Origin of the sequence: Candidatus Nanosynbacter sp. TM7-076 (assembly GCF_022828325.1) — a bacterium.
Lineage (GTDB): Bacteria > Patescibacteriota > Saccharimonadia > Saccharimonadales > Saccharimonadaceae > Nanosynbacter.
On sequence record NZ_JAJQJS010000002.1, the window covers coordinates 23,673 to 45,146 of the forward strand.

The 21,474-nt window shown below is 44.4% G+C and carries 29 protein-coding genes; 1 reads left to right on the forward strand and 28 read right to left on the reverse strand.

The window, feature by feature from the left end; all coding sequences use genetic code 11:
• Positions 1 to 15: 15 nt before the first annotated feature.
• From LRM47_RS00735 to tyrS, 23 genes are all read right to left on the reverse strand, one after another.
• A complete protein-coding gene (locus LRM47_RS00735) occupies positions 16 to 255 on the reverse strand; it encodes a hypothetical protein (RefSeq protein ID WP_243822426.1) in 240 nt (79 codons plus the stop codon).
• Positions 221 to 616 (reverse strand): hypothetical protein, encoded by a 396-nt coding sequence (locus tag LRM47_RS00740; protein WP_243822427.1) that lies wholly within the window; start codon positions 614 to 616, stop codon positions 221 to 223. Before LRM47_RS00740 ends, LRM47_RS00735 begins: the two co-directional genes overlap by 35 nt.
• Positions 603 to 1,010 (reverse strand): hypothetical protein, encoded by a 408-nt coding sequence (locus LRM47_RS00745; RefSeq protein WP_243822428.1) that lies wholly within the window; start codon positions 1,008 to 1,010, stop codon positions 603 to 605. The genes LRM47_RS00740 and LRM47_RS00745 overlap by 14 nt, the downstream gene beginning before the upstream one ends.
• Positions 997 to 1,338, reverse strand: coding sequence for a hypothetical protein (locus tag LRM47_RS00750; RefSeq protein WP_243822429.1), 342 nt, complete (start codon positions 1,336 to 1,338; stop codon positions 997 to 999). The genes LRM47_RS00745 and LRM47_RS00750 overlap by 14 nt, the downstream gene beginning before the upstream one ends.
• Positions 1,338 to 1,568 (reverse strand): hypothetical protein, encoded by a 231-nt coding sequence (locus LRM47_RS00755; protein WP_243822430.1) that lies wholly within the window; start codon positions 1,566 to 1,568, stop codon positions 1,338 to 1,340. The genes LRM47_RS00750 and LRM47_RS00755 overlap by 1 nt, the downstream gene beginning before the upstream one ends.
• A complete protein-coding gene (locus LRM47_RS00760; protein WP_243822431.1) occupies positions 1,565 to 1,777 on the reverse strand; it encodes a hypothetical protein in 213 nt (70 codons plus the stop codon). Before LRM47_RS00760 ends, LRM47_RS00755 begins: the two co-directional genes overlap by 4 nt.
• 117 nt (positions 1,778 to 1,894) lie before the next feature.
• On the reverse strand, positions 1,895 to 2,173 hold the full coding sequence (locus LRM47_RS00765) for a hypothetical protein (protein WP_243822432.1): 279 nt from the start codon (positions 2,171 to 2,173) through the stop codon (positions 1,895 to 1,897).
• Positions 2,174 to 2,940: 767 nt separating this feature from the next.
• Positions 2,941 to 3,171: a con-10 family general stress protein gene (locus LRM47_RS00770; RefSeq protein ID WP_243822433.1), complete on the reverse strand. Its 231-nt coding sequence runs from the start codon at positions 3,169 to 3,171 to the stop codon at positions 2,941 to 2,943.
• A 29-nt stretch (positions 3,172 to 3,200) separates the two neighbouring features.
• Complete coding sequence (locus LRM47_RS00775; protein ID WP_243822434.1) at positions 3,201 to 3,434, reverse strand: hypothetical protein; 234 nt, start codon at positions 3,432 to 3,434, stop codon at positions 3,201 to 3,203.
• A complete protein-coding gene (locus LRM47_RS00780; protein WP_243822435.1) occupies positions 3,431 to 4,021 on the reverse strand; it encodes a hypothetical protein in 591 nt (196 codons plus the stop codon). The genes LRM47_RS00775 and LRM47_RS00780 overlap by 4 nt, the downstream gene beginning before the upstream one ends.
• An 8-nt stretch (positions 4,022 to 4,029) precedes the next feature.
• Entirely contained in the window at positions 4,030 to 4,218 is a 189-nt protein-coding gene (locus LRM47_RS00785; RefSeq protein WP_243822436.1) for a hypothetical protein, read from the reverse strand.
• Positions 4,203 to 4,325 (reverse strand): hypothetical protein, encoded by a 123-nt coding sequence (locus tag LRM47_RS04130; protein WP_275973390.1) that lies wholly within the window; start codon positions 4,323 to 4,325, stop codon positions 4,203 to 4,205. The genes LRM47_RS00785 and LRM47_RS04130 overlap by 16 nt, the downstream gene beginning before the upstream one ends.
• On the reverse strand, positions 4,313 to 4,570 hold the full coding sequence (locus tag LRM47_RS00790; protein WP_243822437.1) for a hypothetical protein: 258 nt from the start codon (positions 4,568 to 4,570) through the stop codon (positions 4,313 to 4,315). Before LRM47_RS00790 ends, LRM47_RS04130 begins: the two co-directional genes overlap by 13 nt.
• A 170-nt stretch (positions 4,571 to 4,740) precedes the next feature.
• Complete coding sequence (locus LRM47_RS04135; protein WP_275973391.1) at positions 4,741 to 4,872, reverse strand: hypothetical protein; 132 nt, start codon at positions 4,870 to 4,872, stop codon at positions 4,741 to 4,743.
• A gap of 50 nt (positions 4,873 to 4,922) precedes the next feature.
• Positions 4,923 to 5,456 (reverse strand): DUF1064 domain-containing protein, encoded by a 534-nt coding sequence (locus LRM47_RS00795; RefSeq protein ID WP_243822438.1) that lies wholly within the window; start codon positions 5,454 to 5,456, stop codon positions 4,923 to 4,925.
• A complete protein-coding gene (locus LRM47_RS04140) occupies positions 5,456 to 5,587 on the reverse strand; it encodes a hypothetical protein (protein ID WP_275973392.1) in 132 nt (43 codons plus the stop codon). The genes LRM47_RS00795 and LRM47_RS04140 overlap by 1 nt, the downstream gene beginning before the upstream one ends.
• Positions 5,587 to 5,922 (reverse strand): hypothetical protein, encoded by a 336-nt coding sequence (locus LRM47_RS00800; protein ID WP_243822439.1) that lies wholly within the window; start codon positions 5,920 to 5,922, stop codon positions 5,587 to 5,589. Before LRM47_RS00800 ends, LRM47_RS04140 begins: the two co-directional genes overlap by 1 nt.
• A gap of 71 nt (positions 5,923 to 5,993) precedes the next feature.
• On the reverse strand, positions 5,994 to 6,197 hold the full coding sequence (locus LRM47_RS00805) for a hypothetical protein (protein WP_243822440.1): 204 nt from the start codon (positions 6,195 to 6,197) through the stop codon (positions 5,994 to 5,996).
• Between the two features lie 377 nt (positions 6,198 to 6,574).
• Positions 6,575 to 7,123 carry a 16S rRNA (guanine(966)-N(2))-methyltransferase RsmD gene (gene rsmD, locus LRM47_RS00810; protein ID WP_243822441.1) on the reverse strand — a complete coding sequence of 183 codons (549 nt, stop codon included), beginning with the start codon at positions 7,121 to 7,123 and terminating at the stop codon, positions 6,575 to 6,577.
• Positions 7,113 to 7,937, reverse strand: a complete 825-nt coding sequence (locus tag LRM47_RS00815; RefSeq protein ID WP_243822442.1) for a phospholipase C/P1 nuclease family protein — start codon at positions 7,935 to 7,937, stop codon at positions 7,113 to 7,115. Before LRM47_RS00815 ends, rsmD begins: the two co-directional genes overlap by 11 nt.
• Position 7,938: 1 nt before the next feature.
• Positions 7,939 to 9,981, reverse strand: coding sequence for an ATP-dependent DNA helicase RecG (gene recG, locus LRM47_RS00820; protein WP_243822443.1), 2,043 nt, complete (start codon positions 9,979 to 9,981; stop codon positions 7,939 to 7,941).
• Positions 9,982 to 10,737 (reverse strand): HAD-IIB family hydrolase, encoded by a 756-nt coding sequence (locus LRM47_RS00825; RefSeq protein WP_243822444.1) that lies wholly within the window; start codon positions 10,735 to 10,737, stop codon positions 9,982 to 9,984.
• A complete protein-coding gene (gene tyrS / locus LRM47_RS00830) occupies positions 10,737 to 11,957 on the reverse strand; it encodes a tyrosine--tRNA ligase (protein ID WP_243822445.1) in 1,221 nt (406 codons plus the stop codon). Before tyrS ends, LRM47_RS00825 begins: the two co-directional genes overlap by 1 nt.
• Before the next feature lie 73 nt (positions 11,958 to 12,030).
• Here tyrS and LRM47_RS00835 point away from each other — a divergent pair, with 73 nt between their 5' ends.
• Positions 12,031 to 14,691 (forward strand): transglycosylase domain-containing protein, encoded by a 2,661-nt coding sequence (locus LRM47_RS00835; RefSeq protein WP_243822446.1) that lies wholly within the window; start codon positions 12,031 to 12,033, stop codon positions 14,689 to 14,691.
• A 5-nt stretch (positions 14,692 to 14,696) separates the two neighbouring features.
• On the opposite strand, the gene LRM47_RS00840 is transcribed toward LRM47_RS00835, so the two are convergent.
• Genes LRM47_RS00840 through nusA form a run of 5 tightly spaced genes read right to left on the reverse strand, consistent with a single transcriptional unit; the run spans position 14,697 to position 21,446 of the window.
• Complete coding sequence (locus tag LRM47_RS00840) at positions 14,697 to 15,503, reverse strand: PIN/TRAM domain-containing protein (protein ID WP_243822447.1); 807 nt, start codon at positions 15,501 to 15,503, stop codon at positions 14,697 to 14,699.
• A gap of 11 nt (positions 15,504 to 15,514) precedes the next feature.
• The gene (gene radA / locus LRM47_RS00845) at positions 15,515 to 16,864 is read right to left on the reverse strand and encodes a DNA repair protein RadA (protein WP_146475565.1); all 1,350 of its coding nucleotides are present in this window, start codon (positions 16,862 to 16,864) and stop codon (positions 15,515 to 15,517) included.
• Positions 16,864 to 17,844: a GumC domain-containing protein gene (locus LRM47_RS00850; protein WP_243822448.1), complete on the reverse strand. Its 981-nt coding sequence runs from the start codon at positions 17,842 to 17,844 to the stop codon at positions 16,864 to 16,866. The genes radA and LRM47_RS00850 overlap by 1 nt, the downstream gene beginning before the upstream one ends.
• Positions 17,828 to 20,284, reverse strand: a complete 2,457-nt coding sequence (locus LRM47_RS00855; RefSeq protein WP_243822449.1) for an ATP-dependent Clp protease ATP-binding subunit — start codon at positions 20,282 to 20,284, stop codon at positions 17,828 to 17,830. Before LRM47_RS00855 ends, LRM47_RS00850 begins: the two co-directional genes overlap by 17 nt.
• Positions 20,285 to 20,324: 40 nt before the next feature.
• Positions 20,325 to 21,446 (reverse strand): transcription termination factor NusA, encoded by a 1,122-nt coding sequence (nusA, locus tag LRM47_RS00860; protein WP_243822450.1) that lies wholly within the window; start codon positions 21,444 to 21,446, stop codon positions 20,325 to 20,327.
• Positions 21,447 to 21,474 lie beyond the last annotated feature (28 nt).

The following is a 21,474-nucleotide window of genomic DNA, read 5'->3' on the forward strand; positions in this document are numbered from 1 at the left end:
CTCCAAAAATATCTTTTATATATCATTATTTCTAATATACTTATGCTCTGGATTGTATAGAGCGTTAGCATAGTCATGCGCCTCACATGCTTTGCGAACCTCCTCTCGAGTACTTGCAAACATAATAGCATTTTTGAACCGCTTGTTTATTTCTCTTACATATCCGCTACATTGATGAGCAAATCCATATGCACCACGAGATTTTATGGTTCTTCCACACTTATCGCAGACTATAGTTGTAGTATCCTGTTTCATTATTTATTCCTCCTTCCAATTCCTTAAGTTTTTCAGCAACAGCTTTGGCGTATCCACCATAAGTATCCTTGCAATGCTTATCTAACAACTTAATTATTTCTTCTAGTGAATAGATGCATTTCGGATTACGCTCTTCTAGCGGACCATAGCAGCTACAATGACCTAATTCTATAAACATAAACTTACCATTTATATCTTTAAGGACTGCCGCACCTTCGCCCGACCACATATCCTGAGCATAACTACAGATAATATACTCGTAGTCTTTTTTATCTAGATATTGCAAATCATCGTCATCTATCTTGCTAGGTTCCGTGTCTGGATCATACGCTTCCTTGCGTTCTACGTTATAGATTTTCATGCTTCTCCTCTACTACAATCTCACCTTTTCCATCTTCTTTCCCTACACATTTTACAGCATCTCCAACCTTATATACTTCTTCAATTTTATATAGGATATTGTTTCTGCCTATGTAAGTAAAATTTGGAGCAGCACCTCCGAATAATCTTTGAGTAGACTGCATCAGATCGATTATGTCTGGTGGTCTATTTTCTGTTATCTTTTTCTCAAGCTCAGTAACCATGTCCGATGCAGAATTAATGCCACGGACATACTCTTTTTCTAACAGTTTCTGAATCTGCTTCTTCGCTTCAGTGATTTCACCGCCAACTTTGCGCTTCTCGCCACGTTGAACCATGGCTTCATGTTCTCGGCCGAGTTGATATTGCGCGAATAGAATGTCATCTAGTGTCATTATTTTTCTCCTTATTTTTCCGCTTAAACGCACATTGCTTCTTATATAAAGCCTTACGAGCATCGGCGTTATGCTTTACGCTATCTTTCAGTGCTTTACGAAGGTGTTTGTCATCCGTGGTTTCAAGAATAATCGATAATTGTCCTGCGACAGCGTTTAATTGTTCCTCCTCAATTAAAAGACTCAGTAGTTCACAATACCAATCTATACACTCTATTTTGGCACGATTAGAGCGTGGCTTTTCGTCAAAAGCAATAATATCCCTCACGAAATTCTTCAATACAGACCTTGCTACTGATTGGGGGAATGTGATTATTGGGATATACATTAGATTTCCTTCCCGTCAGGTAACAGATGAGCTAGTCGTTTTATCGTCTCGCTCATGATTTTATTTCTGAGTTTGCGGCAGCCAGATTCATGAGCCCCAGTTGCTAGGTGTCCGCATTCGCAGAAAAGGTCATGAGCATCTGACAACTCCTGCTCTACTTTTGCATGAGTTTTTATCCACTCACGCAAGTGATTTTCCTGTAAGTAGTCTATCTTTTCTAGTTTTTTCATATTTCTCTTCCATCCTTGTAACATTTCAAATAGCCCGTCTCGCCACCAATTGTTTTACATCGAGCCTTAGTTTCTGTTCTTTGCCTGTCTTCACTCATGTCAACTATAGTTATCCAACCAATTAATACGAAACCAACAACAATTGCTGCTATTAAAACTATTTCCAGAAACATCTCTGTTTTCGATAATTTATAGTCCATCTTCTTCATCCTTGTGTTTCTCTGATTTGCCTGTCCATTTAGATTGCCGCAATAACAATTAAACAAGCAAGAGCAATTGTAAATATAAAAATTATTCCAGAAAATAGTTCTAGTTTTGATATTTTATCATTCATCTTTGTCATCCTTACGTTTGTCGAATACAATAAACATACTCCAGTCATTACTGTTGAATAACTCTTCAACGGTCTCTTCGTATAGCAACTCTTGAGGATAACAATTGTCGCCCCCTACATGTTCACAATCGGCGAGAATAGATATGTCATCATTTTTATAATAAAACGCATCTAGACTGTACTGAAAGAACCTCACTTTCGTGTTTCTGTATTCTTTTGGGAGTTTGTTTTTGATATCGCTGCTAGCGTCTATGACTGTGATTTGTTTCATTGATTTCCTTTCTAAGGTTCAACCGCAGAACTGGTGCTGGCAACCTGTAAGGTCGACAACGTGGTACGCTAAGCGGCTGATTGCTCGCACCGCCCTCGCACCCCGAACACGTTACCAGAGTGGCTATATAAGGTGATGATTTGCCGAGTTTTAATTTCCTCGAATGTGAGGGAATTAGGTTTCGTAAAGTCACATCACAGTTACGCAACTGACTTTTCCCTATTTTACATTATGCGGCTTTTTGCTTTCATCCCAGGGGTCGTATTTTCATACGAGGCTTAGTCTAAGCTGTCAGTTAATCTTTACCTATTCCGCCACTTATATAGCCAGTTGACAACACCAATTTGTATATCATTAAGTGAGTTAATTACTTTAAGGTTTGATGTTGCCAGTTGACAACACCAGATTGAGCCGATTTCCACCTGCACTCAATTCTATAGACAAATGAAAAGTCTAGACACTGATGTTGCCAGTTGAACAGATGACTCGGGTGGGCAAAAATAGTCATCTGTCCAGTTCTACGGTTGATGTTAATGTTCGTTCAAGCACAGGTTGCTAGCGACAGAGCATTTTTCAAAGACACGATACGTATACTCGGGTTTTCCCTCTTTGTGCTCTTGCGGTGCCGTTGCAACGGTTTCTGGTTTGTCATAACCATGAAAAGGACCACCTTATCGCCAGCATTCTGTGCTTGAATTGTTAATGTTCTAAACCAATTTCGACAAGTGTCGAATATGGTTTTCAACTGGGTACGATTTATACCCGTTTTACTTTCGTTTGCTTATACGACCGCCCTTTTTACCAGCACACTTTTTTACAAAGTGAGGACCGTCAATTAGGTCGCAATCGCATTCAATATCTTGTGCGAATCCCTTATAACTTCCGTGACTTGCAAATGTAGCAGAGCCACCTTTTCGTCCGATTTCAGCATAGAAGTTAGGGTTGCTTGCTAAGTTTTTCTGAGCGGCTTTTAGTCCGCCCTGCTTGGTTCCTGACATTGTTTCCTCCTTACCCCCGTAGGATACATTTAGCTTTCATTTGTATCGGACGGGTCTCTCCACTCGTCTAAATCTATATCTTCACCATCCACTGCTATCTCACAGTCTAGGATAGATAAGTCCTTGTGTTGCTCTGGTGCGCCATTTTGGTATGCCCAGTACATGGTGTCATCGGCAATTTCATAAGCTTCATCTTGATTGCTGGCTTTCACTGATAAATAACAGTCTAAGGTTATTTTTACTGGAATACTAAACTCTTTCATTTTTCCTCCTTAATTCCAAAATAAATCTTCCAGTCTCGCTCATTTTCTTTGATAGATTTCTCAGCGTCTTCCTCTGTCGCATAGCGCACTGGTTCGCCAACATCGGTGCGACAAGCTGGCATAGAATATAATTTTCTATATAAATAGTTATAAAAAACAGCATAGCCGCCATTCCCGCTCTCAAAGTCTGGATTAAAATCTGAGGTTCGTTGTAGTCTAACTTTGGCTAATCTTCGTTCGCGTGCTAGCTCACACTCGCCTGAGGTACGATAGGTATTACCAAACTCAAAACGGCTAAGATGATATGAGTCATCTTCATCAAAATATGTAAAATTAGTATTGCCATTCTCATCAAGATACCAAATCTTATCACCTCGCTGAGGCTTCCAGTTACTACTGTTTGTCGGTTCTTTTATTTCCTCGAACCACTCTGTGAGGATATTCGGGAACTTTTCAAGCGTCGATTGGGCGTAAGCCATAACACCAAAACCGCCATCATCATAGACCAAAGCACCATATTCAGATATATAGAATAAACCTCCAGCTTTGAACGTTGGTAAATCTTTAAGTAGTTTATAACGTTTCATATCTCTCCTTAAAATAGCTCCAATTGCGTGGCGTAAATTGCACGGCTAGCTAATATCTGATTTATACGATGAATAGTGCGTTCACTTTCGTTTAAGTCGTTTAATGCACCCTCTTTCATTTCTAACAAATCTGCTGTGTCGACTTCATCTAATGACTGGTAGTCGTCCTCATAATAAGGTTTTACTTCTTTTTCCATTTTTCCTCCTTCATCCATTCTTCGTCTTGCTTAGCTATGTTGTACTCTGAGATAGCTACAAGAATAAGAATAAACATCACAAATAGTATCCAAATTAGTGTGAACATTGTGTTTTCTCAATATCTGTAATAAGTTTCTCTAGCTCGTCATCTGGTACAATACCCTCAAAGATATTCTTTACGAGTTCCTTTGATTTTTCATTGATAATTTTTCCTGATAAATCGCCTAAAGCTTCTAGTGTAGCAAGAGTAGCCTCTACATCGTCAGAGTCTATACTGACGAAAGTGTTGGCTTTGTAATGACCATTTTCACTAGATATCTTAATATTTACTTCTGCTACTGGTTTTTTCATATATCACTTCTCCTTGTAATGGATGTATTACATTGTTTTATGGGAAGAAAAGTCTGGCTGTTACTAGATTTTTGATTAAGTAGGAGACTTTATGGAGTCTAGTCATTTAACCACACACTTTACAAATTTCTACGCCAATGGTACAAACGCAGATCTGGGCACCAGACTATTTAATAATTGTCAGATAGTGCGCTAATCCACTCTTTAACTACCTTCATGTCAGACTCTAAGTCATTTATCCATTGATCAGCAGAAGGTATATCTTCTCTGTTGATTATGAGTGAGTCTACAGTATTGCTCATGGCTTTATATAGCCTCCATAGTGCAAGTACTGCTTTCTTTCTTTGAGTTATCATCTAGACGCTCCTTTTCGCTTATAACGCTTGCTACTCTTCTGATATACGACTTCATATGTATATTCAGGGTGGGCTGGTAACCACACCTTTTCTAGGATCTTACGACGCCATTTATAGTCATCAGTTTCTACGCCTTTTGCTTCGCGTAAAGTGAATGATCCGTCTAGATTATGTATTCTAAAGTCTACTTTGTGACGATATGGGAATGCTGGATTGCCGTTTTCGTCATAGACCCAACCTTCTATTCTGTATTGAGTGTCATAGTCTTTTATCTGGCCGAGATTCTTTTCGATTTCTAGCTCGGCGGCTACTTGTGCTTCAAACTTTGAATCGTATATCTTGCCATTCATCTCAGTGCGCTTAGCACCATATTTATTAGTCTTACCAAGTCTGCCTATCTCAGTACCACAATTACGACAAGTGAGTCTTCCTCTGGATATCATGAGGTGCTTAGATTTACACTCTGGACAAGTGGCTACAGACTTAATGCTATCTAAGTCAAACTTCTTGTGAGTTGCTCTTATATACATTACTGTTTGCCCTTTTGTTTACGACGCATACGATTGCGCCAATTGCGAAGACGCTTTATTAAGTAGTCTTCACTTTCTAGTCTTTCATACTCTAGCTTCACTCCAGCTAGTAAACTTTGCTTATCAGCCATTATAGATTCTCCTTATACGCCCCTGTGCGATATGTAGTCCACGCTTTATAGCCTTGAGACCGCCAAACTCGATAAGCAACTCTTACAACTGTTGCGGTGTCGTTTCTATCATCGTGAGGTTGAAAATGCAGACAGCCAACCTGCAATACACCATAGCTACCAACACATACTCCGTGATTTTCAGAGTTGGTAAGATTATGATTAAGCGGATTACAGCTTCTATTCTCAGCCTTAGCGATAGCTAGCATTAGACTAACATCCCATCCTGAATATTTTGACAGCTCCCGTCGAACCAATTCGCAGCCCGATACCGCAACTGATTTTGGTTGCGGCACGGTTGGTTCGACTTTCGGATCTGTCCTTGCAGCGCTTTTATCTATCTCGGAAATAGCTGCGGACTTCCGAGTTACTTTTTTAACTGTAGTGTTGCTTGACGGACCTTATTATCCACTTCCTCTGTCTTATTGATCTGATATTGAATACCCGCGTAAAATGCTATAGCGGCAGTAATCATGATAATTAATAAGATTGATTTAGCTTTTTCAAGCAATTGCTTCCAGTTGATATTATTCTTTTTTGATTCGTTGATATTTTTTGTATTATTTTTCATTTTATTTCTCCTTTATTGTTCGCTTAGCGACTGAGTTAGTGGGTGGCGGCTTTTCTTAAATTTATAGATACTCACGAGACGCACCCACCGACACAGCCGCTAATAGTTTATTGATGCCCTAATTGTTAAAGATCACTTTCTGACATATTTGCTTTGATTGTTCTAGCTAATCTCCGTCACTCCTATAATTCTCGCTATTGAGTCGGATTGAGCTATATCTTTCAATGCAGTCAGTGTAGTTGTTCTGTCTACAAGAGGTCATCAATTTCAGATTGCCAACCTCTTCAAACAGAAAAACCCGCTGGCTCTCTACTTCCAGCGGGTTTTGCTATACAACAAAAATCGTCCTGACAAACATCAGAACGACTTATAAGAATTTAATTTTCCAATCGTAGGAACTTGGTGAGGTGCGCCTCCCCATAACTACGACTGTCCACCACAACAGTTTTGTCTTGAACTGGCACCTCACCTATTCCTGGATGTGATAATATCATAGTTCCACCCGGTTTGAGTAGTCTCATTAACTTGGAAACTGTGGAAAACTGTGGATTGTGGTACGGCGGATCGGCAAAAATAATATCGAACTCCCCTGTTGAACTCGCACTTTCTAGCCAATTTATTATCGTTGTTTTTATTACAATAGATTTTTCTTCGACGCCCAAAATGCTTATGTTTTCAGCAATTACTCGCTGAGCGACTCGATCTCGCTCCACGAAAACCACCGACTCTGCGCCGCGACTTAATGCCTCTAGTCCAACAGCACCAGACCCCGCAAAAGCATCCAAAACCCGCGCGCCGCGTATCGATCCACCTAAAGAATTGAACATAGCTGAACGTACTCGCTCACCCATAGGATGTGTAGTTGAGCCGGACGGAGTTTTTATGAATCGCCCACCAAATTCGCCAGAGACAATCCTAACTCTCACTTTTTTCTGCCTCAAGTTTCCAAATAGACGCCAGCCAGCCCAACATCACCGACTTTATAATAATCGGCATCAGCTCGTGATTTGTCTGCCAAGCAAGGTCCGTCGTCCAACCACTCTTACTAAAATTGTCATACATTTTCATCGATGTCACGGCGTGAACTTGGCTCAAATAATACTCACGATAGCCGTGATTTTTAACTTGCAATATCTCATCGTTACTCGGAATTGCGTCCTTAAAACGTGGATATGCCACCACGCTAGCTACGCCAGCCTCAAACGCCACGTGCGTCGTCATCATACCTTTGGCGCCCCAGAATTTCCAGTTGTTCTTAATCAGTTCAATTCCATTATCGCCCTTCATGAGATTTTTCTTCAAAATTGAGGTTCGCGTCTCCAACCCTTCACCGCCGCGAAGTTCCGCCATAGCCTGCTCCAGAGGAAAATGATGAGCCGGAGTCAAACCGTCGGTAATCGCGTGTGCCATCCAAGCCGCCTCAAATGCTGCTCGCTCGGAATTATTTGTTCGCAGCGCCTCGGCTAAATTGCCAATATGCCCGTCAATCATCTCCAAAAGTGCAGTGTCATTTGGATCGTCCGGATTTATAAAGTGCCACGGTTCGTCCACGGCTGGACTTTTTCGTTTAACGCCATCAGGGCCATTCTTGCCCTCAAAATGAAGAATATTTTTAATGTCAGGAAAATCACACCAATCCGGAAGAATTGGTTCTATATTTCTCCTTGCGACTCGATCTATTTTTTGGTGGACGCCAATAAATCGACCAGAGCTATCCCTAATTGTTGTTCCTGCGTACATATTAATTTAAAACAGTTAATCGCTGATAGCGACTGACGGCGTGCGCCAGATGATTATATTGTAGCAAATCTTGCCCCTCTTTGACAAAGCGTTCAGCTTCGGCTTGAGCGCGAGCAATTAGTGCCGCATCCGCCAGTGAGGCAATTTTCAAGTTCAAATCCCCGTGTTGCATTTTGCCGTAAATCTCGCCAGGTCCACGCAATTTCAAATCAACCTCCGCCAAATAAAATCCGTCTTGCGACTTCTCAATCTCCCGAAGTCGTTGGCTCGGCTTGTCGTGACCACTCATCATCAAATAACAAAAGCTCTGACACTTCCCGCGCCCAACTCGTCCGCGCAATTGATGCAATTGACTCAATCCAAAATTGTCCGCATTCTCAATCAACATCACCGTCGCATTCGGCACGTTCACACCAACCTCAACCACAGTCGTACTGACTAGCATATCCAGCTCACCATCCGCAAATTTCTGCATCACTTCAGCTTTTTCTTCGGCAGGAAGCTTTCCATGCAACAAACCAACTCGACGATGGCTGAAAACAGTCTTAGACAATTTATTATATTCCGCCTCCACCGATTTCTTATCATTATCTGGATTATCATCAATCAACGGACAAATAACGTAAGCTTGGCGACCTTTAGCTAGTTCATTTTCAATCGATTCGTAAAGCTTCGGAGCTGATGCTGGTGACCAAATCTTAGTCTGAATCGGCTGACGACCAGAGGGCAACTCGTCCAGAATAGAAATATCCAATTCTCCATACAATGTCAGCGCCAGACTGCGCGGAATCGGCGTGGCGGTCATACTTAAAAGATGTGGCATAAAATCAGACTTTTCTAACAAAGCTTGCCGCTGCTTCACGCCAAATCGGTGCTGTTCGTCGATCACCGCAAAACCCAATTTATGATACGCAACCTTTTCCTGAATTAGAGCGTGAGTACCGACCACAACGTCAATGTTACCGCTAGCCAAATTGTCCAACAATTGACTGCGCGCCGCACCTTTCACGTGGCCCGTCAGAAGCGCAACGGACATACCAAATGGCGACAATAACTCGTCAAGCGTCTTCGCATGTTGCTGCGCCAAAATCTCCGTCGGCGCCATAATTGCCGTCTGGAAACCATCCTTCGCCACTTCCGCAGCCACCAATCCCGCAACGACAGTTTTTCCCGAGCCAACATCTCCTTGCAATAACCGATTCATCGGATGATCAGACTCCAGATCTTGCAGAATTTGCCACGCAGCTCGGCGCTGAGCATTCGTCAAGGGGAACGGTAATTGATCGACGAAACTCTTCACGACCGACTTATTAAACGGAATTTTCCAGCCTGTTAATCTAGTCTGTTCTTGCTTGTTAAATTGTGCCGCCAATATCATTTCGAACAGCTCCTCAAACGCCAGGCGCTCACGACCGCGGGAAATTTCCTCGTGAGTTTTTGGCGCGTGAAGAAATTTAACCGCCTCAGAACGACTAACCAATTTTTGGCGCCGAATAATGTTTTCCGGCAAAGTCTCGGGCAAAAAATCCATAATTGGATGAATATTTTTCATCAAATCTTGCACAGTTTTTGGGCGGAGATTTTTGATCGATTTATAAATCGGCTGAATTCCAGATGCGTTTTCTATCGTTGTCTTAGCAACTTCTTTTGCTAACTCGACGGACGGATTATTGATTTGATAGCAATTATATTGCATACCAAATTGACCAGAAAAAATAAATTCCGCATCAGATTTTAATTGCGTTTCGCGGTAAGGCTGATTAAACCAAACTGCCTTAACCTTGCCTGATTTATCCGCCAAAACCGCGGTCGTGATTCTAAGTCCTCGCCGAACAATACGCGTCGAAACCGACTCGCAGCGCGCCTTAACAGTAACTTTTCCCGGCTGAAGATCTGCGATATTAACCGCGGTCGAATAATCGTCATATGCTCGCGGCAAAAAATCCAAAGCGTCGGAAATCGTTTTAAGACCGGCCGCTGCTAAAGCCTGAGCAGTTTTCGGCCCGACGCCTTTAATTTGCTCAAGAGGAGTTGTTAGTTTCATCTACGAAACGGCGTTGATACCTTCCAGGGCGTAAGCCGTATCTTCCCAACCTCTCACGCCGATTGAATCTACGCCCATTTGCTTCACTGGAAAATCATTGCCGCCTTCTTCAATTTTGTCACCAAAGAACAGCGTCTCCTCTTTCGACCAGCCATTCAGTTTAAGCAACCTGCCAATTCCATAAGCCTTATCAATTCCCGGAAGCGTGATGTCAGTGCTAGTCGTACCACCAATTCGCACTTCAAGCCCAGGTAACTTCTCCGCAACCTTGTCGCGATATATCGGACGGACATCCTTATATTTTTCAGCCCACTCATATTTATCTTCAGGCGTAGCTTGCTGCCCCAAAGCCGACATAGTAATCTGGCTATGTCGATCTTCAATTATTTCACCCGCAGGATTCTCGCACCAAATGCCCATTTCCTTCGCAACTTCTTCCAACGCCGCAGTTATCTGAGTTTTTTGCTCGTCAGACAAATCGTTTGCATACTGAATTTTCCATTCATCATCAGCGGCGTCAAATCGATAATATCGAGTTCCGCAAGTCGGCATCGCGTGGAACTTCTGAAGTAACTCCGGAGTAACATTCAATCTATCAATCACCTGCTTCTTTATCTGCTGAAACGTGCCACCAGTAATCACGCAAACGTCATAGTTCTCAAGCAATCGACTAAGAATCTCCGCCATACGGTCGCTAATTGGCGATTTTGTAATTGCTAGCGTATCGTCCAAGTCAAAACCGATAATTTTCTTCATTATTCATCCCCTTCCATAATTAATACGAACGTGTTTTTACCCTTCTTTAATAACGACGTGTCATTGACGACTTTATTTTCGGCAAGTTTTTCTCCGTTTAGGCTAATAGCTCCAGATTTTAACAATCGCTTTGCTTCGCCATTAGAGCCAACCGCCCCAGATTCTACCAGCGCTTCAATCACATCAATGCCAGCATCAACGCAAGGAATTTCTTCAGCCAAAGCGCCTAAATCATCGTTCGACAATTTCTTAAAATCGCCGCCACCAAACAAAACTTCAGTTACGCGCTCAACAGATTCACGACGCGCGCTACCGTGGACAATGTCAGTAACTTCACGAGCCAAAACCTTCTGCGCCGAACGAGCACCAGGATTTACGGCATGATTTTCAGCAATAGCTTCAATGGTGTCGCGGTCCAACATCGTAAATATCTTCATATATTCAATCGCGCTCTCATCATCGACATTCAGCCAGAATTGATAGAATTTATAGACGCTGGTTTTATTTTCATCAAGCCAAACCGCGCCACCTTCAGATTTACCGAATTTACGACCAGTCGACTTATTGATAAGCAAAGGTGCAGTCATTGCGTAGACTTCGGTGTTTTCTTTTTTACGAATCAAATCCACGCCAGATAATAAATTACCCCATTGATCCGATCCACCAATTTGCATATTCACGCCATATTGATTAAATAGATGCCAAAAATCATAGCCCTGAAGTAAAGTGTAAGTGAACTCCGCAAAACTCAAACCTTTGCCGTTGTTAATGCGCGCCTTGAAAAATTCGCGGCTCACCAAATCCGCCATATTGAAATTTTTACCGATATCGCGAAGAAACGGCAGTAATTCCAGATCAGCCAGCCAATCAGCATTGTCAACCAAAGTAAAATCTCGTCCAGCAAAAATTCGCGAAACTTGGGATTTTAAGGCTTGCTTGTTATGCTCAATTTCCTCGTACGGAAGCAGGTTTCGCTCTTCCGTGTCGCGCATATCGCCAATCATTCCCGTGCCGCCACCGACGAGCAAAAACACTTTATGTCCGCGCTCCAAAAAATGCCGAACCATCATATAGACTGCCAAATGACCCACGTGCAAGCTGTCCGCCGAAGGATCCGTCCCCAAATAGAGCGTGAAATTCTCCGAATCGATAAGTTTGTCGTCAGTAAATGTGGTCTGGTTCCAGAATCCACGCCATTGTAATTCTTCTGATAATTTCATATCACTCCTTTTCTATATATTAGTATAGCAATTTTACAATTGAAGCGAAACATATGCGTGATATAATAGAATTGTGAAGAAAAAGACTACGATAAGCACCGCCGGACACGGCTCAAGCGATAAGAAATCTCCGTCGAAACGGATGAACTTATATGCCAATTTGGCGCAGAAACATAAGACTAAAAAAGATAAGGACGCGCGTGAACGAGCGGAATATTTGGCGACTTTGCCGAAACATCCCGTAAAGCGATTCTTTTATCGGTTACATCCGAAGCGACTAGCGAAATATTGGTTCTCCAAGCGCGGCGGACTGATGGCGCTGAAAATTCTTGGTGTCAGTATCTTGTTGATGTTGCTACTTATCGGCGGAATGTTCGCCTATTTCCGTAAAGACCTCGATAAAATTCGCCCTGGCGAGCTTGCTAAGCGCGTCCAGACGACCGTCACTAAATATTATGACCGCAATGACAATTTGCTTTGGGAAGATAAAGGCACAGGTAATTATCAATTGGTTGTTGAATCTGACCAGATTAGCGACTATTTGAAAAAAGCCACTGTCGCAATTGAGGACCGAAACTTCTATAATCACCACGGCATCAGTATTAGCGGTATGTTGCGCGCGATGCTCTCAACCGCTTCACGACGCCAAGTTCAGGGTGGGTCAACTCTGACACAGCAGCTAGTCAAGCAAGTCTTCTTCGCAGACGAGGCCGGCGACCGATCAATTAGCGGTATTCCTCGAAAGATCAAGGAAATCATCCTAGCTATTGAAGTTGAGCGAATGTACAGCAAAGACCAAATTCTGTCATTATATCTGAATGAATCTCCGTACGGCGGTCGTCGTAACGGCGCAGAGTCTGCCGCTCAGACATATTTTGGCAAGCATGCTAAAGATCTGACGCTGGCGGAAGCGGCGTTAATTGCTGGTATTCCACAGAATCCAACTTATTACAATCCGTACAACACCGCTGGAAATAAAGCTTTGATTGCCCGACAACATACAGTTCTGGATTACATGGCCGAGCAAGGCGTTATTACCAAGGATGAGGCTGAAAAAGCTAAAAAGATTGACATTTTAAGCACGCTAAAGCCGCAGACCGAGCACTTGGAGAATATTAAGGCTCCTCACTTCTTACTAATGGTTCGCAATCAGTTGAGTAAAGAGCTTGGCGAATCAGTCGTTGGACGCGGTGGATTGACGATTAAAACCACCCTCGACTGGCGAATTCAGGAGAAACTTGAAAATGAAATGAAATCGTTCTTTGCAACTGGTCGACCAGATTCTGTGCGAATTAGTAACGGCGCCGCAACAGTCGAAGACGTTCAGACTGGACAAATCGTAGCACTTGTTGGTAGCCGTGACTTTAATTACACTGGCTTCGGTCAGGACAACGCCGCAGTTTCCTATATTCAGCCAGGCTCTACGATTAAGTCGCTTGTCTTTGCTCAATTGTTCGACAAACACGACAGCAAGCAAGCATACGGTAGCGGCACCGTCTTAGCCGATGAAAATATCGATAAACTGTACGGCGCAACTCTAAGAAACTGGGACAATAAGTTTATGGGTGCCATCAATATTCGAAGAGCGCTAGCTCTATCTCGAAACGTCCCAGCCATTAAAGCCGCTTACATCGTTGGCGACGGATCCGCTAAACCAGTCGTCGAGGGAATCCGCAGGATGGGCGACACCAACTATTGCCGCCAGGAAGAAAATGCCGGCGGTTACGGACTCGGTGCAGCAATTGGCGCATGTGGAACCAAGCAGACAGAATTAGTAAATGCCTACTCAACGCTGGCGCGAATGGGAGTCCAAAAAGACATTTCAAGTGTTATCGAGGTGAAGAACAGCCAAGGTGAAACTCTGAAAAAATGGAAAGATGAAGGCAAGCAAGTTATCGACTCGCAATCAGCGTACATTGTGAACGACATCTTGTCCGACCGAACTCCTGGACTTCACGGCTGGATGGGCGTCAATGGCGTTCGAACCTCTGCAAAGACTGGTACATCCGACAAGGGTTCGCAGCCAAAAGACCTCTGGATTGTTAATTACAGCCCAGCTCTGGTTATGGGAATGTGGCTCGGAAACTCCGACACCAGCGTGATTGGTACATCAGCTTCCAACTACGGTATGCCGGTGATTAGAAGCGTTATGGAATTTGCCCACACCCAAGTTTACGCCAAAGAAGGCAAATGGAAGTCAGGTCAATGGTATGAGCGACCAAGCGGAATCCAGACTGTCAACGGTGAACTCTACCCGTCATGGTGGAATAAGAGACAAAGTCAGTCTACAGAGAAAATTACCTTCGATAAAGTCTCTAAGAAGAAGGCGACAAACTGTACTCCGGATGGCGCAAAGGAAGAAATTGAAGTGACAAAGATTATTGATCCTTTGACTAAGAAAGAATCAATCACCGTTCCTTCAGGCTACGACGCAAACGCAGAAGATGACGTTCACAAGTGCGACGACACCAAGCCACAAATTGGAGCGATATCATACACCAATAGTGGTAAGAAATATACGATAAGCGTTGATGTTACGGCAGGAACTTGGGGCTTATCGGCAATCGAAATTACCGTGGACGGAAAGAGTATTAAGAGTTCAGAAATTACTTCAAGCGGCAAGCAGACCGCCACGGTAGAACTTGATACGGTAGGAGCACACACAGTTTCTGTAACCGTAAGAGACTCTGCATATTACACCGCCACTTCAACTGGCAGCATTCAAGTTCACTAAATAAACTATTGTTTATTTACCAAATTAATCAGCTCAGCCTCGTGTTGAGCTGATGTTTTTGAGCGACCATTTGTGCGCTTTTTAGGAACGCTAGTCTTCTGCTTTACAGGTTTTTTCTGTTCAACAACAAGCTTCGCAAACATCATTTTTCCAGCGTCGGTCTGCAAACTTCGGATAATCTCAATTTTCTTCGTTTGCCCAATGTAGCGCTTGGCGTTCTCAACAACCACCATCGTTCCATCTTTCAAATAGCCAACTGCCTGATGAGAATCTTGCCCCTTCTGCGACAGCTCCAGATCCAGCTCGTCACCAGGCAAATAGCTCATTCTCAAACTTTTCGCCAGCTCATTGATATTCAAAACCTTAACGCCGTCAACTTGCGCCACCTTATTCAAATTGTAATCAAGCGTCAATACTGCCGCATCCATCTCCTTCGCCAATTTCAGTAAGCGCGAATCCACGCCTTCAGGGACGCGAATATTGTCATCGTAAAGCTCGAATGAAGACTTCAAAATATCCTTAAGCTCCTTCACGACATCCATACCGAATCGCGCTCTTTCACGCTTGTCGTGGTCTGCACCGTCGGCTAGTAATTGCAATTCTGTCAATACGCTCCTTGGCACAATAATTTTACCCAGCAGAAATCCAGTCTTAGCTAGCTCAATCACTCGTCCGTCCATAAGCACTGACGTGTCGATCAAAATCGGCGCCGCGCCTACCGACAAATTTCGTCGCGGTTTCGCCAAGAAATAGACCTCAGCCGCCAAGCCAAGCAACATTATAATTATTATCAATCCGTAAAAATCTTTCATTTTTTCCCTTTCTATTGTAAATAGTCAATCAGCGCCTGTCGCATATCGCTGACGCCTTTTATAAATTTATCTTTATGAACTTTTGGCGCAATCGCATAAGTGAAGCCCAGCTTCTTCGCCTCTTTAATTCGAGCTTGCCAATTCGTCGCCGAGCGAACCTCGCCACCCAAACCAATCTCGCCAAACACTACAGCACCTTCGTCCAGACTTCGCCCAGCACTAGCGCTAGCAATCGCCATCGCCACAGCCAAATCGGCCGCTGGATCATTTAGTTTCAGACCGCCAACCACATTGACATAAATATCTTTGTCCGCCAATTTCAACTTCGTTCGCTTCTCTAAAACCGCCACCAACAGATTCAATCGATTCAGATCAAAACCACTCGCCGTGCGCTTAGGATAGCCAAAATTCGTCGGATTGACCAGCGCCTGAATCTCTACCAAAAGCGGACGTGCGCCTTCCATAGTCGCCAGCACGATTGACCCATCCAGATTCTGACGCTCCGCCAGAAGTTCCGCCGACGGATTCTTCACGATTCTTAGCCCCTGCTCGTCCATCTCAAAAATCGCCGCTTCATTAGTTGAGCCGTATCTATTTTTCTGCGCACGAACGACTCGAAAACCGCCATATCGATCGCCCTCAAAATTCAGCACAACGTCCACCAAATGTTCTAATATCTTTGGCCCAGCAATCGAACCCTCTTTGGTAACGTGACCAACCAAAATCACCGCCGTGCCCGAAGCTTTGGCGGCACGAATAATTACATTTGACGAGTTGGTGATCTGACTAACCGACCCCGGAGCGGAGGAAATCTCGCTGAGAGAAATTGTCTGAACCGAATCGACGATCGCAAGATCATACCCGCCCTGCTGAATTGACGCCGCAATATCTTCCGCGCTATTACTGGACGCCAGCTGCATTTTTTCCGAATCAGCCGCACCCAAACGCTCCGCACGAAGCTTCACTTGAGAAACCGACTCCTCACCGCTTACATATAACACCGATTTTGTCTTGGCGATATGTGCCGCAACTTGCGCCAGCAGCGTACTTTTCCCAATTCCTGGCTGACCCGCCACCAACACCACGCCGCCAACCAAAAATCCACCACCCAAAACAGTATCCAAATCGTCAATTCCAGTGCTTAATCTTTCTAACCCAGACTCAGAGGCAGCTTCACGAATGCTAGACGTTTTCAAGACTTTACCGCGCCCGGCAGATTTATCGACAACGGACGACCCGCCAGAAGAAACGACCTGCTCGACTAGCGAATTCCATTCCCCACAATTTTCACACCTGCCAGCCCACTTTGAAAAGCTAGCCCCGCACTGCTGACAAACAAATTGACTTCTAGCTTTCGCCATTATTTCGCCCCCTCCAAACTATCCAAACTTTTATTCAATTCATCAATCTGCACACCCAACTCCCTGAGCCGCAAAACATCAGAATTGTAAGAATTGATCTCAGAATTCAAATTGACACGCCTTTCGTTCAACTCCGAAAGCTCCGCCTTCAAGGCTTGGCGTTGGCTATAAAAATCACTCTGCGACAAGAATCCGCCGCTAATGCCCGCTCGCCGATTAAAGTCCGCCACGCGACCATTATAATCCGCCAAATCAGTCGAATATTGCGATAATTCTCTGTTCAATTTTTCCTTCCGAACCTTCAACGACTCACTCAACTTCTGCGCTTCATTTTCTCTGGATTCAAATTTTTCTTGATATTGCGCGTGCAATTTCACGACTTCGGATCTATCAGTAAAATACCGCCGATAATATTCTTCCAGCTCGTCGCCCAAATTGGCAAATTCCGTCCCTAAAATTGAGTGCAACTCGTTAGCTCTCGTTCCAGGTTGCGCACGATCATAATATTCCATCCGCTCGGACAATTTCTTATTTTTCACATTATTATAAGCCTGCTCCAAAAGCTCGCTCAAATGAGATTTCTCCGACGCGCTCAACCTTTCCCAAGCAGCGTGCAGCATCTCATGCGCCGCCGTCACTTCCTTCACGCCGTCAAGCTCAGAATTGGTCACGTTGTAGATATAAATATCTCTAGACGACGGATTGTAACAACCCAAAATTGCATTTCCCTTTTCCACGCGACGACAATCTTCGTTAAATTCGTTCGCCGATTTGATTTGCGGATTAGAAACATAGAACATTTTCCTGCCAGTGTCTGACATTTTCACGCGGTCAGCAATAGCGACAATTTCTGCACTTGGTTTATATTGCCACAGCGTAATCTCGTCAATAATTTGCTGACGATTCGCCATCACAAAAACCGCAACAGAAAGTACAATTATCGGCGTGAGGACGCTGAATAGTTTACGCACGATTGACATTAATCACCACCTTATCATTATCAATTTTAGCCTCCAGCGTGTCGCCAGATTTTGCTTTATTGGACAATAAAACATCACTCAACGGATCCGCCAACTCCGACTGAATTGTTCGCCTCAAAACTCGCACGCCGCGCTGCTCGTCAAATCCCCGATCGATCAACCAACGCTTCGCCGAAGAAGTAATATCAAGCTTCATTCCATGTTGAGCGACAGCCTTGACCAAATCAGACGTGAGATTGTCAAAAATCTTTCGCACGGCAGAACGAGAGAGTGACTTAAATGTAATCACGCTATCAAACCTGCCAATCAATTCTGGACGCAAAAATTCCTCAAGCTCACGCAGAGCGGCACGCGAATTTTTCTCGTGACGATTTTCGCTAGCCGACTTTTTCTGCCCAGACGCGCCAAATCCCAGCTCCGAATCCTGAATCATTTGCTCGGCGCCAACGTTGCTCGTCAAGATGATAATCGTCTGCCGAAAACTCACCGTTCGTCCGTGAGAATCGCTTAACTTGCCGTCCTCCAAAATCTGCAAAAGCAAATTCAGAACGTCAGGATGCGCCTTTTCAATCTCATCGAACAACACCACGCTATATGGTCGACGACGAACTTTATCCGTTAATTTCCCGCCGTCCTCATAGCCAACATAACCAGCCGGCGCACCAACCAGCTGACTAGCCGTGTGGCGCTCAGAAAACTCGCTCATGTCAATTTTAATCAAGCTATCCTCGCCGCCAAAAACTTCCCGCGCCAGAATTCGTGCCAATTCCGTCTTGCCAACTCCAGTCGGACCCAGAAAGATAAACGACCCAAGCGGCCCACTCTGACGATTTAGTCCAGCTTTATTGCGACGAATCGCGCGCGCCAGTTGCTCAATCGCTTCATTCTGACCAAGAACGCTCTGGCTCAGTCGCTTCTCCAGGCGAATCAAATCCTTCATCTGATTTAACGATAATCTGTCAATCGGAATATTCGTCATTGCCGAAACCGCTTGACGCAAATATTCATCAGTCAGCACCGGCTCATCACTGGCTTCATCCTTCAGCGCTTCGGCTTGCAATTCCAATTGCCTCATTTGCATCTTAAACTCTGCGGCTTTTTCGTAATTTTCAGCCTCGACCGCCGCGTCAATTTTTCCAGCTAATCGCTTAATTTGGCGAGCCAACTTGTCCTTACGCGACAATTTTATTGGCGAGCTAGACTTCAATAAGCTCGCTGCCTCGTCAATCACGTCGATCGCTTTATCTGGCAAAAATCGCTCCGTCACGTAACGCTGGCTCAAATCCACCGCCTCAGTCAGCATTTCGTCAGGAATTTGAACTTGATGATGCTTAGTCAAATTGACACTTAAGCCGCGCATCATTTCCACTGCCTCTTCTGGTGATGGCTCATTAACCGTTACCGACTGGAAACGCCGCGACAACGCGGCATCTTTTTCGATATGTTTTCGATATTCATCAAACGTCGTCGCACCAATTAGTCGCACCTCGCCTCGCGACAACGCTGGCTTCAATACATTCGCTGCGTCCATCGAACCTTCGGCCGAACCAGCGCCAACTAACAGATGTAACTCGTCAATAAACAAAATAACTTCTTGATGTTTTTTAGCGACCGCCAGAACTTTTTGCAATCGCTCCTCAAATTGCCCGCGATATTTCGTCCCAGCAATCATCGCCGTCAAATCCAGTTGAAAAAGTCGCTTGCCCTTCAAAAATTCGGGAACTTTATTATCAGCAATCCTTTGCGCCAAACCCTCGACTACCGCAGTTTTACCGACGCCAGGTTCGCCAATCAGCGCTGGATTATTCTTACTCCGCCGACCCAAAATCGTGATCATTCGCTGAATTTCCGAGGTTCGACCAATCACCGGATCCAAAAATCCTTCGCTGGCGCGTCGCGTCAAATCGGCGCCGAATTTCTCCAAAACTCGCAAATCGCCAGAATTTTTACTTGTCGTGCTGCGCTCGCTCTGCAGAGATTCAAATTGCTGTTTATCAAACACATCTTCCAAGCTTCCACGCAGATTGTCAATGTCAACGTTCATATCTCGCAGCAATTTAGTCGCTCGCGCCTCGTGCTGTTGCAACATTCCATAAACGATGTGTTCCGTGCCAATTTTTTCCTGTCCAAATTCAACCGCCAATTGCCAAGCAATTCTTATCAATTCAACAACTTCAGCACTCAAACCCTTACTGACAATCGTAATTACCAGCGGCTTTGCGGTCAGATTCAACGCCATTTCCGCCCGGTCCAAAGTTACGCCGTTTTCCGCCAGTATCTTTGCACCCAATGACGAATTTTGCGCCAACACACCAAGCAAAATATGCTCCGTGCCAACATATTCACTCCCCTCATTATGCGCCAGAAAACCAGCCCGCCCCAAACTGGCTCGAGCCGTTTCCGTCAGCCGAGGTTCTAATTCAGAAAAATCTTCTGACATATCGCCCTCCTTTCGTTTTCGGCGATTCGCAGAAGGCAGCTTATTCCGCCACCTCCTCAACTACGCTCATCAAGCTATCCTCAATATTCTTTCGAGGTCTTGGCTCCGCCTTAACAGGAGCTTTTGCTTCGATATCTAATTCATAGCCAGTCAATCGACTTGCCAAGCGAACATTCTGTCCAGCGCGACCAATTGCTATCGACTGCTGATCTTCGCTAACGTAAACCGTCGCACGCTTCTCGTCTTCATTGACAGTCACGCTCAAAACCTCTGCCGGACTCATCGCATTAGCAATAAATCCAGCCGCATCTTCCTCGTATGGAATAATGTCAATTTTTTCCTGCTCGCCAATTTCATTCATCACAGCCTGAACGCGGGCGCCGTGACCACCAACAAACGTACCAACTGGATCAACGCCAGGTAGCGCTGAAGAAACCGCCAATTTAGTTCGGCGACCAGCTTCGCGAGCGATTGCCTTAATCTCAACTGCACCAGTTTCCATCTCTGGAACTTCTTGATTGAACAAGAATCGCACAAACTCTTCGTTGCCGCGGCTAAGAATCAATTGCGGACCGCGACCTTCGCGCTCAATGTCCTTAATATAAACCTTAATTCGACGACCAACGCCATAATATTCGCCAGGAATTTGCTCACTCTGAGGCATAATTCCGACAGCCTTGCCAAGCTCAATTCGCACAACGCGTGGCTCAACTCGCTGAACTGTACCAATAACAACCGTACCGATTTTATCCTCAAATTCCGCCAAGACAACTTCACGCTCAGCTTCACGCAGACGCTGCAAAATCACTTGCTTAGCAGTCTGAGCAGCAACTCGACCAAAAGTCGTCACGTTATGAGTTTCCATCACAACTTCACCGCCAAGTTCAGCCGCAGGATCTATTTCCTTAGCTTCCTCTAGGTCGATTTGATTGGCGTCATTCTCAACTTCTTCAACAACAGTTTTAACAACCGACACGACAGCCGTGCCGTTATTGATATTCAAGCTTGCGCGAACCAACTGATCACGCGTACCGTTATCACGACGCCAAGCCGCCGCAATCGCCTGTTCAATCACGCTCAAAACTGTTTCTTCTGGCAAGTTTTTTTCCTCAGCAATCGTACGCACTGCCAACGTCAACTGCTTAATGTTCAAGTCTTCCATTACATTCTCCTTCTTATTAATTATATCT

What these genes read in the sequence shown, in the direction of transcription:
- LRM47_RS00850 (WP_243822448.1), bottom strand. Translation starts at nt 17,844, where the DNA reads ATGTCAATCGTGCGTAAACTATTCAGCGTCCTCACGCCGATAATTGTA.
- LRM47_RS00750 (WP_243822429.1), bottom strand. Translation starts at nt 1,338, where the DNA reads ATGTATATCCCAATAATCACATTCCCCCAATCAGTAGCAAGGTCTGTA.
- LRM47_RS00855 (WP_243822449.1), bottom strand. Translation starts at nt 20,284, where the DNA reads ATGTCAGAAGATTTTTCTGAATTAGAACCTCGGCTGACGGAAACGGCT.
- LRM47_RS00775 (WP_243822434.1), bottom strand. Translation starts at nt 3,434, where the DNA reads ATGAAAGAGTTTAGTATTCCAGTAAAAATAACCTTAGACTGTTATTTA.
- LRM47_RS04130 (WP_275973390.1), bottom strand. Translation starts at nt 4,325, where the DNA reads ATGTTCACACTAATTTGGATACTATTTGTGATGTTTATTCTTATTCTT.
- LRM47_RS00780 (WP_243822435.1), bottom strand. Translation starts at nt 4,021, where the DNA reads ATGAAACGTTATAAACTACTTAAAGATTTACCAACGTTCAAAGCTGGA.
- LRM47_RS00745 (WP_243822428.1), bottom strand. Translation starts at nt 1,010, where the DNA reads ATGACACTAGATGACATTCTATTCGCGCAATATCAACTCGGCCGAGAA.
- tyrS (WP_243822445.1), bottom strand. Translation starts at nt 11,957, where the DNA reads ATGAAATTATCAGAAGAATTACAATGGCGTGGATTCTGGAACCAGACC.
- LRM47_RS04135 (WP_275973391.1), bottom strand. Translation starts at nt 4,872, where the DNA reads ATGAGCAATACTGTAGACTCACTCATAATCAACAGAGAAGATATACCT.
- radA (WP_146475565.1), bottom strand. Translation starts at nt 16,864, where the DNA reads ATGGCGAAAGCTAGAAGTCAATTTGTTTGTCAGCAGTGCGGGGCTAGC.
- LRM47_RS00740 (WP_243822427.1), bottom strand. Translation starts at nt 616, where the DNA reads ATGAAAATCTATAACGTAGAACGCAAGGAAGCGTATGATCCAGACACG.
- LRM47_RS04140 (WP_275973392.1), bottom strand. Translation starts at nt 5,587, where the DNA reads ATGGCTGATAAGCAAAGTTTACTAGCTGGAGTGAAGCTAGAGTATGAA.
- recG (WP_243822443.1), bottom strand. Translation starts at nt 9,981, where the DNA reads ATGAAACTAACAACTCCTCTTGAGCAAATTAAAGGCGTCGGGCCGAAA.
- nusA (WP_243822450.1), bottom strand. Translation starts at nt 21,446, where the DNA reads ATGGAAGACTTGAACATTAAGCAGTTGACGTTGGCAGTGCGTACGATT.
- LRM47_RS00815 (WP_243822442.1), bottom strand. Translation starts at nt 7,937, where the DNA reads ATGTACGCAGGAACAACAATTAGGGATAGCTCTGGTCGATTTATTGGC.
- LRM47_RS00785 (WP_243822436.1), bottom strand. Translation starts at nt 4,218, where the DNA reads ATGGAAAAAGAAGTAAAACCTTATTATGAGGACGACTACCAGTCATTA.
- LRM47_RS00795 (WP_243822438.1), bottom strand. Translation starts at nt 5,456, where the DNA reads ATGTATATAAGAGCAACTCACAAGAAGTTTGACTTAGATAGCATTAAG.
- LRM47_RS00760 (WP_243822431.1), bottom strand. Translation starts at nt 1,777, where the DNA reads ATGAAGAAGATGGACTATAAATTATCGAAAACAGAGATGTTTCTGGAA.
- LRM47_RS00755 (WP_243822430.1), bottom strand. Translation starts at nt 1,568, where the DNA reads ATGAAAAAACTAGAAAAGATAGACTACTTACAGGAAAATCACTTGCGT.
- LRM47_RS00825 (WP_243822444.1), bottom strand. Translation starts at nt 10,737, where the DNA reads ATGAAGAAAATTATCGGTTTTGACTTGGACGATACGCTAGCAATTACA.
- LRM47_RS00805 (WP_243822440.1), bottom strand. Translation starts at nt 6,197, where the DNA reads ATGAAAAATAATACAAAAAATATCAACGAATCAAAAAAGAATAATATC.
- LRM47_RS00790 (WP_243822437.1), bottom strand. Translation starts at nt 4,570, where the DNA reads ATGAAAAAACCAGTAGCAGAAGTAAATATTAAGATATCTAGTGAAAAT.
- LRM47_RS00840 (WP_243822447.1), bottom strand. Translation starts at nt 15,503, where the DNA reads ATGAAAGATTTTTACGGATTGATAATAATTATAATGTTGCTTGGCTTG.
- LRM47_RS00735 (WP_243822426.1), bottom strand. Translation starts at nt 255, where the DNA reads ATGAAACAGGATACTACAACTATAGTCTGCGATAAGTGTGGAAGAACC.
- LRM47_RS00765 (WP_243822432.1), bottom strand. Translation starts at nt 2,173, where the DNA reads ATGAAACAAATCACAGTCATAGACGCTAGCAGCGATATCAAAAACAAA.
- LRM47_RS00770 (WP_243822433.1), bottom strand. Translation starts at nt 3,171, where the DNA reads ATGTCAGGAACCAAGCAGGGCGGACTAAAAGCCGCTCAGAAAAACTTA.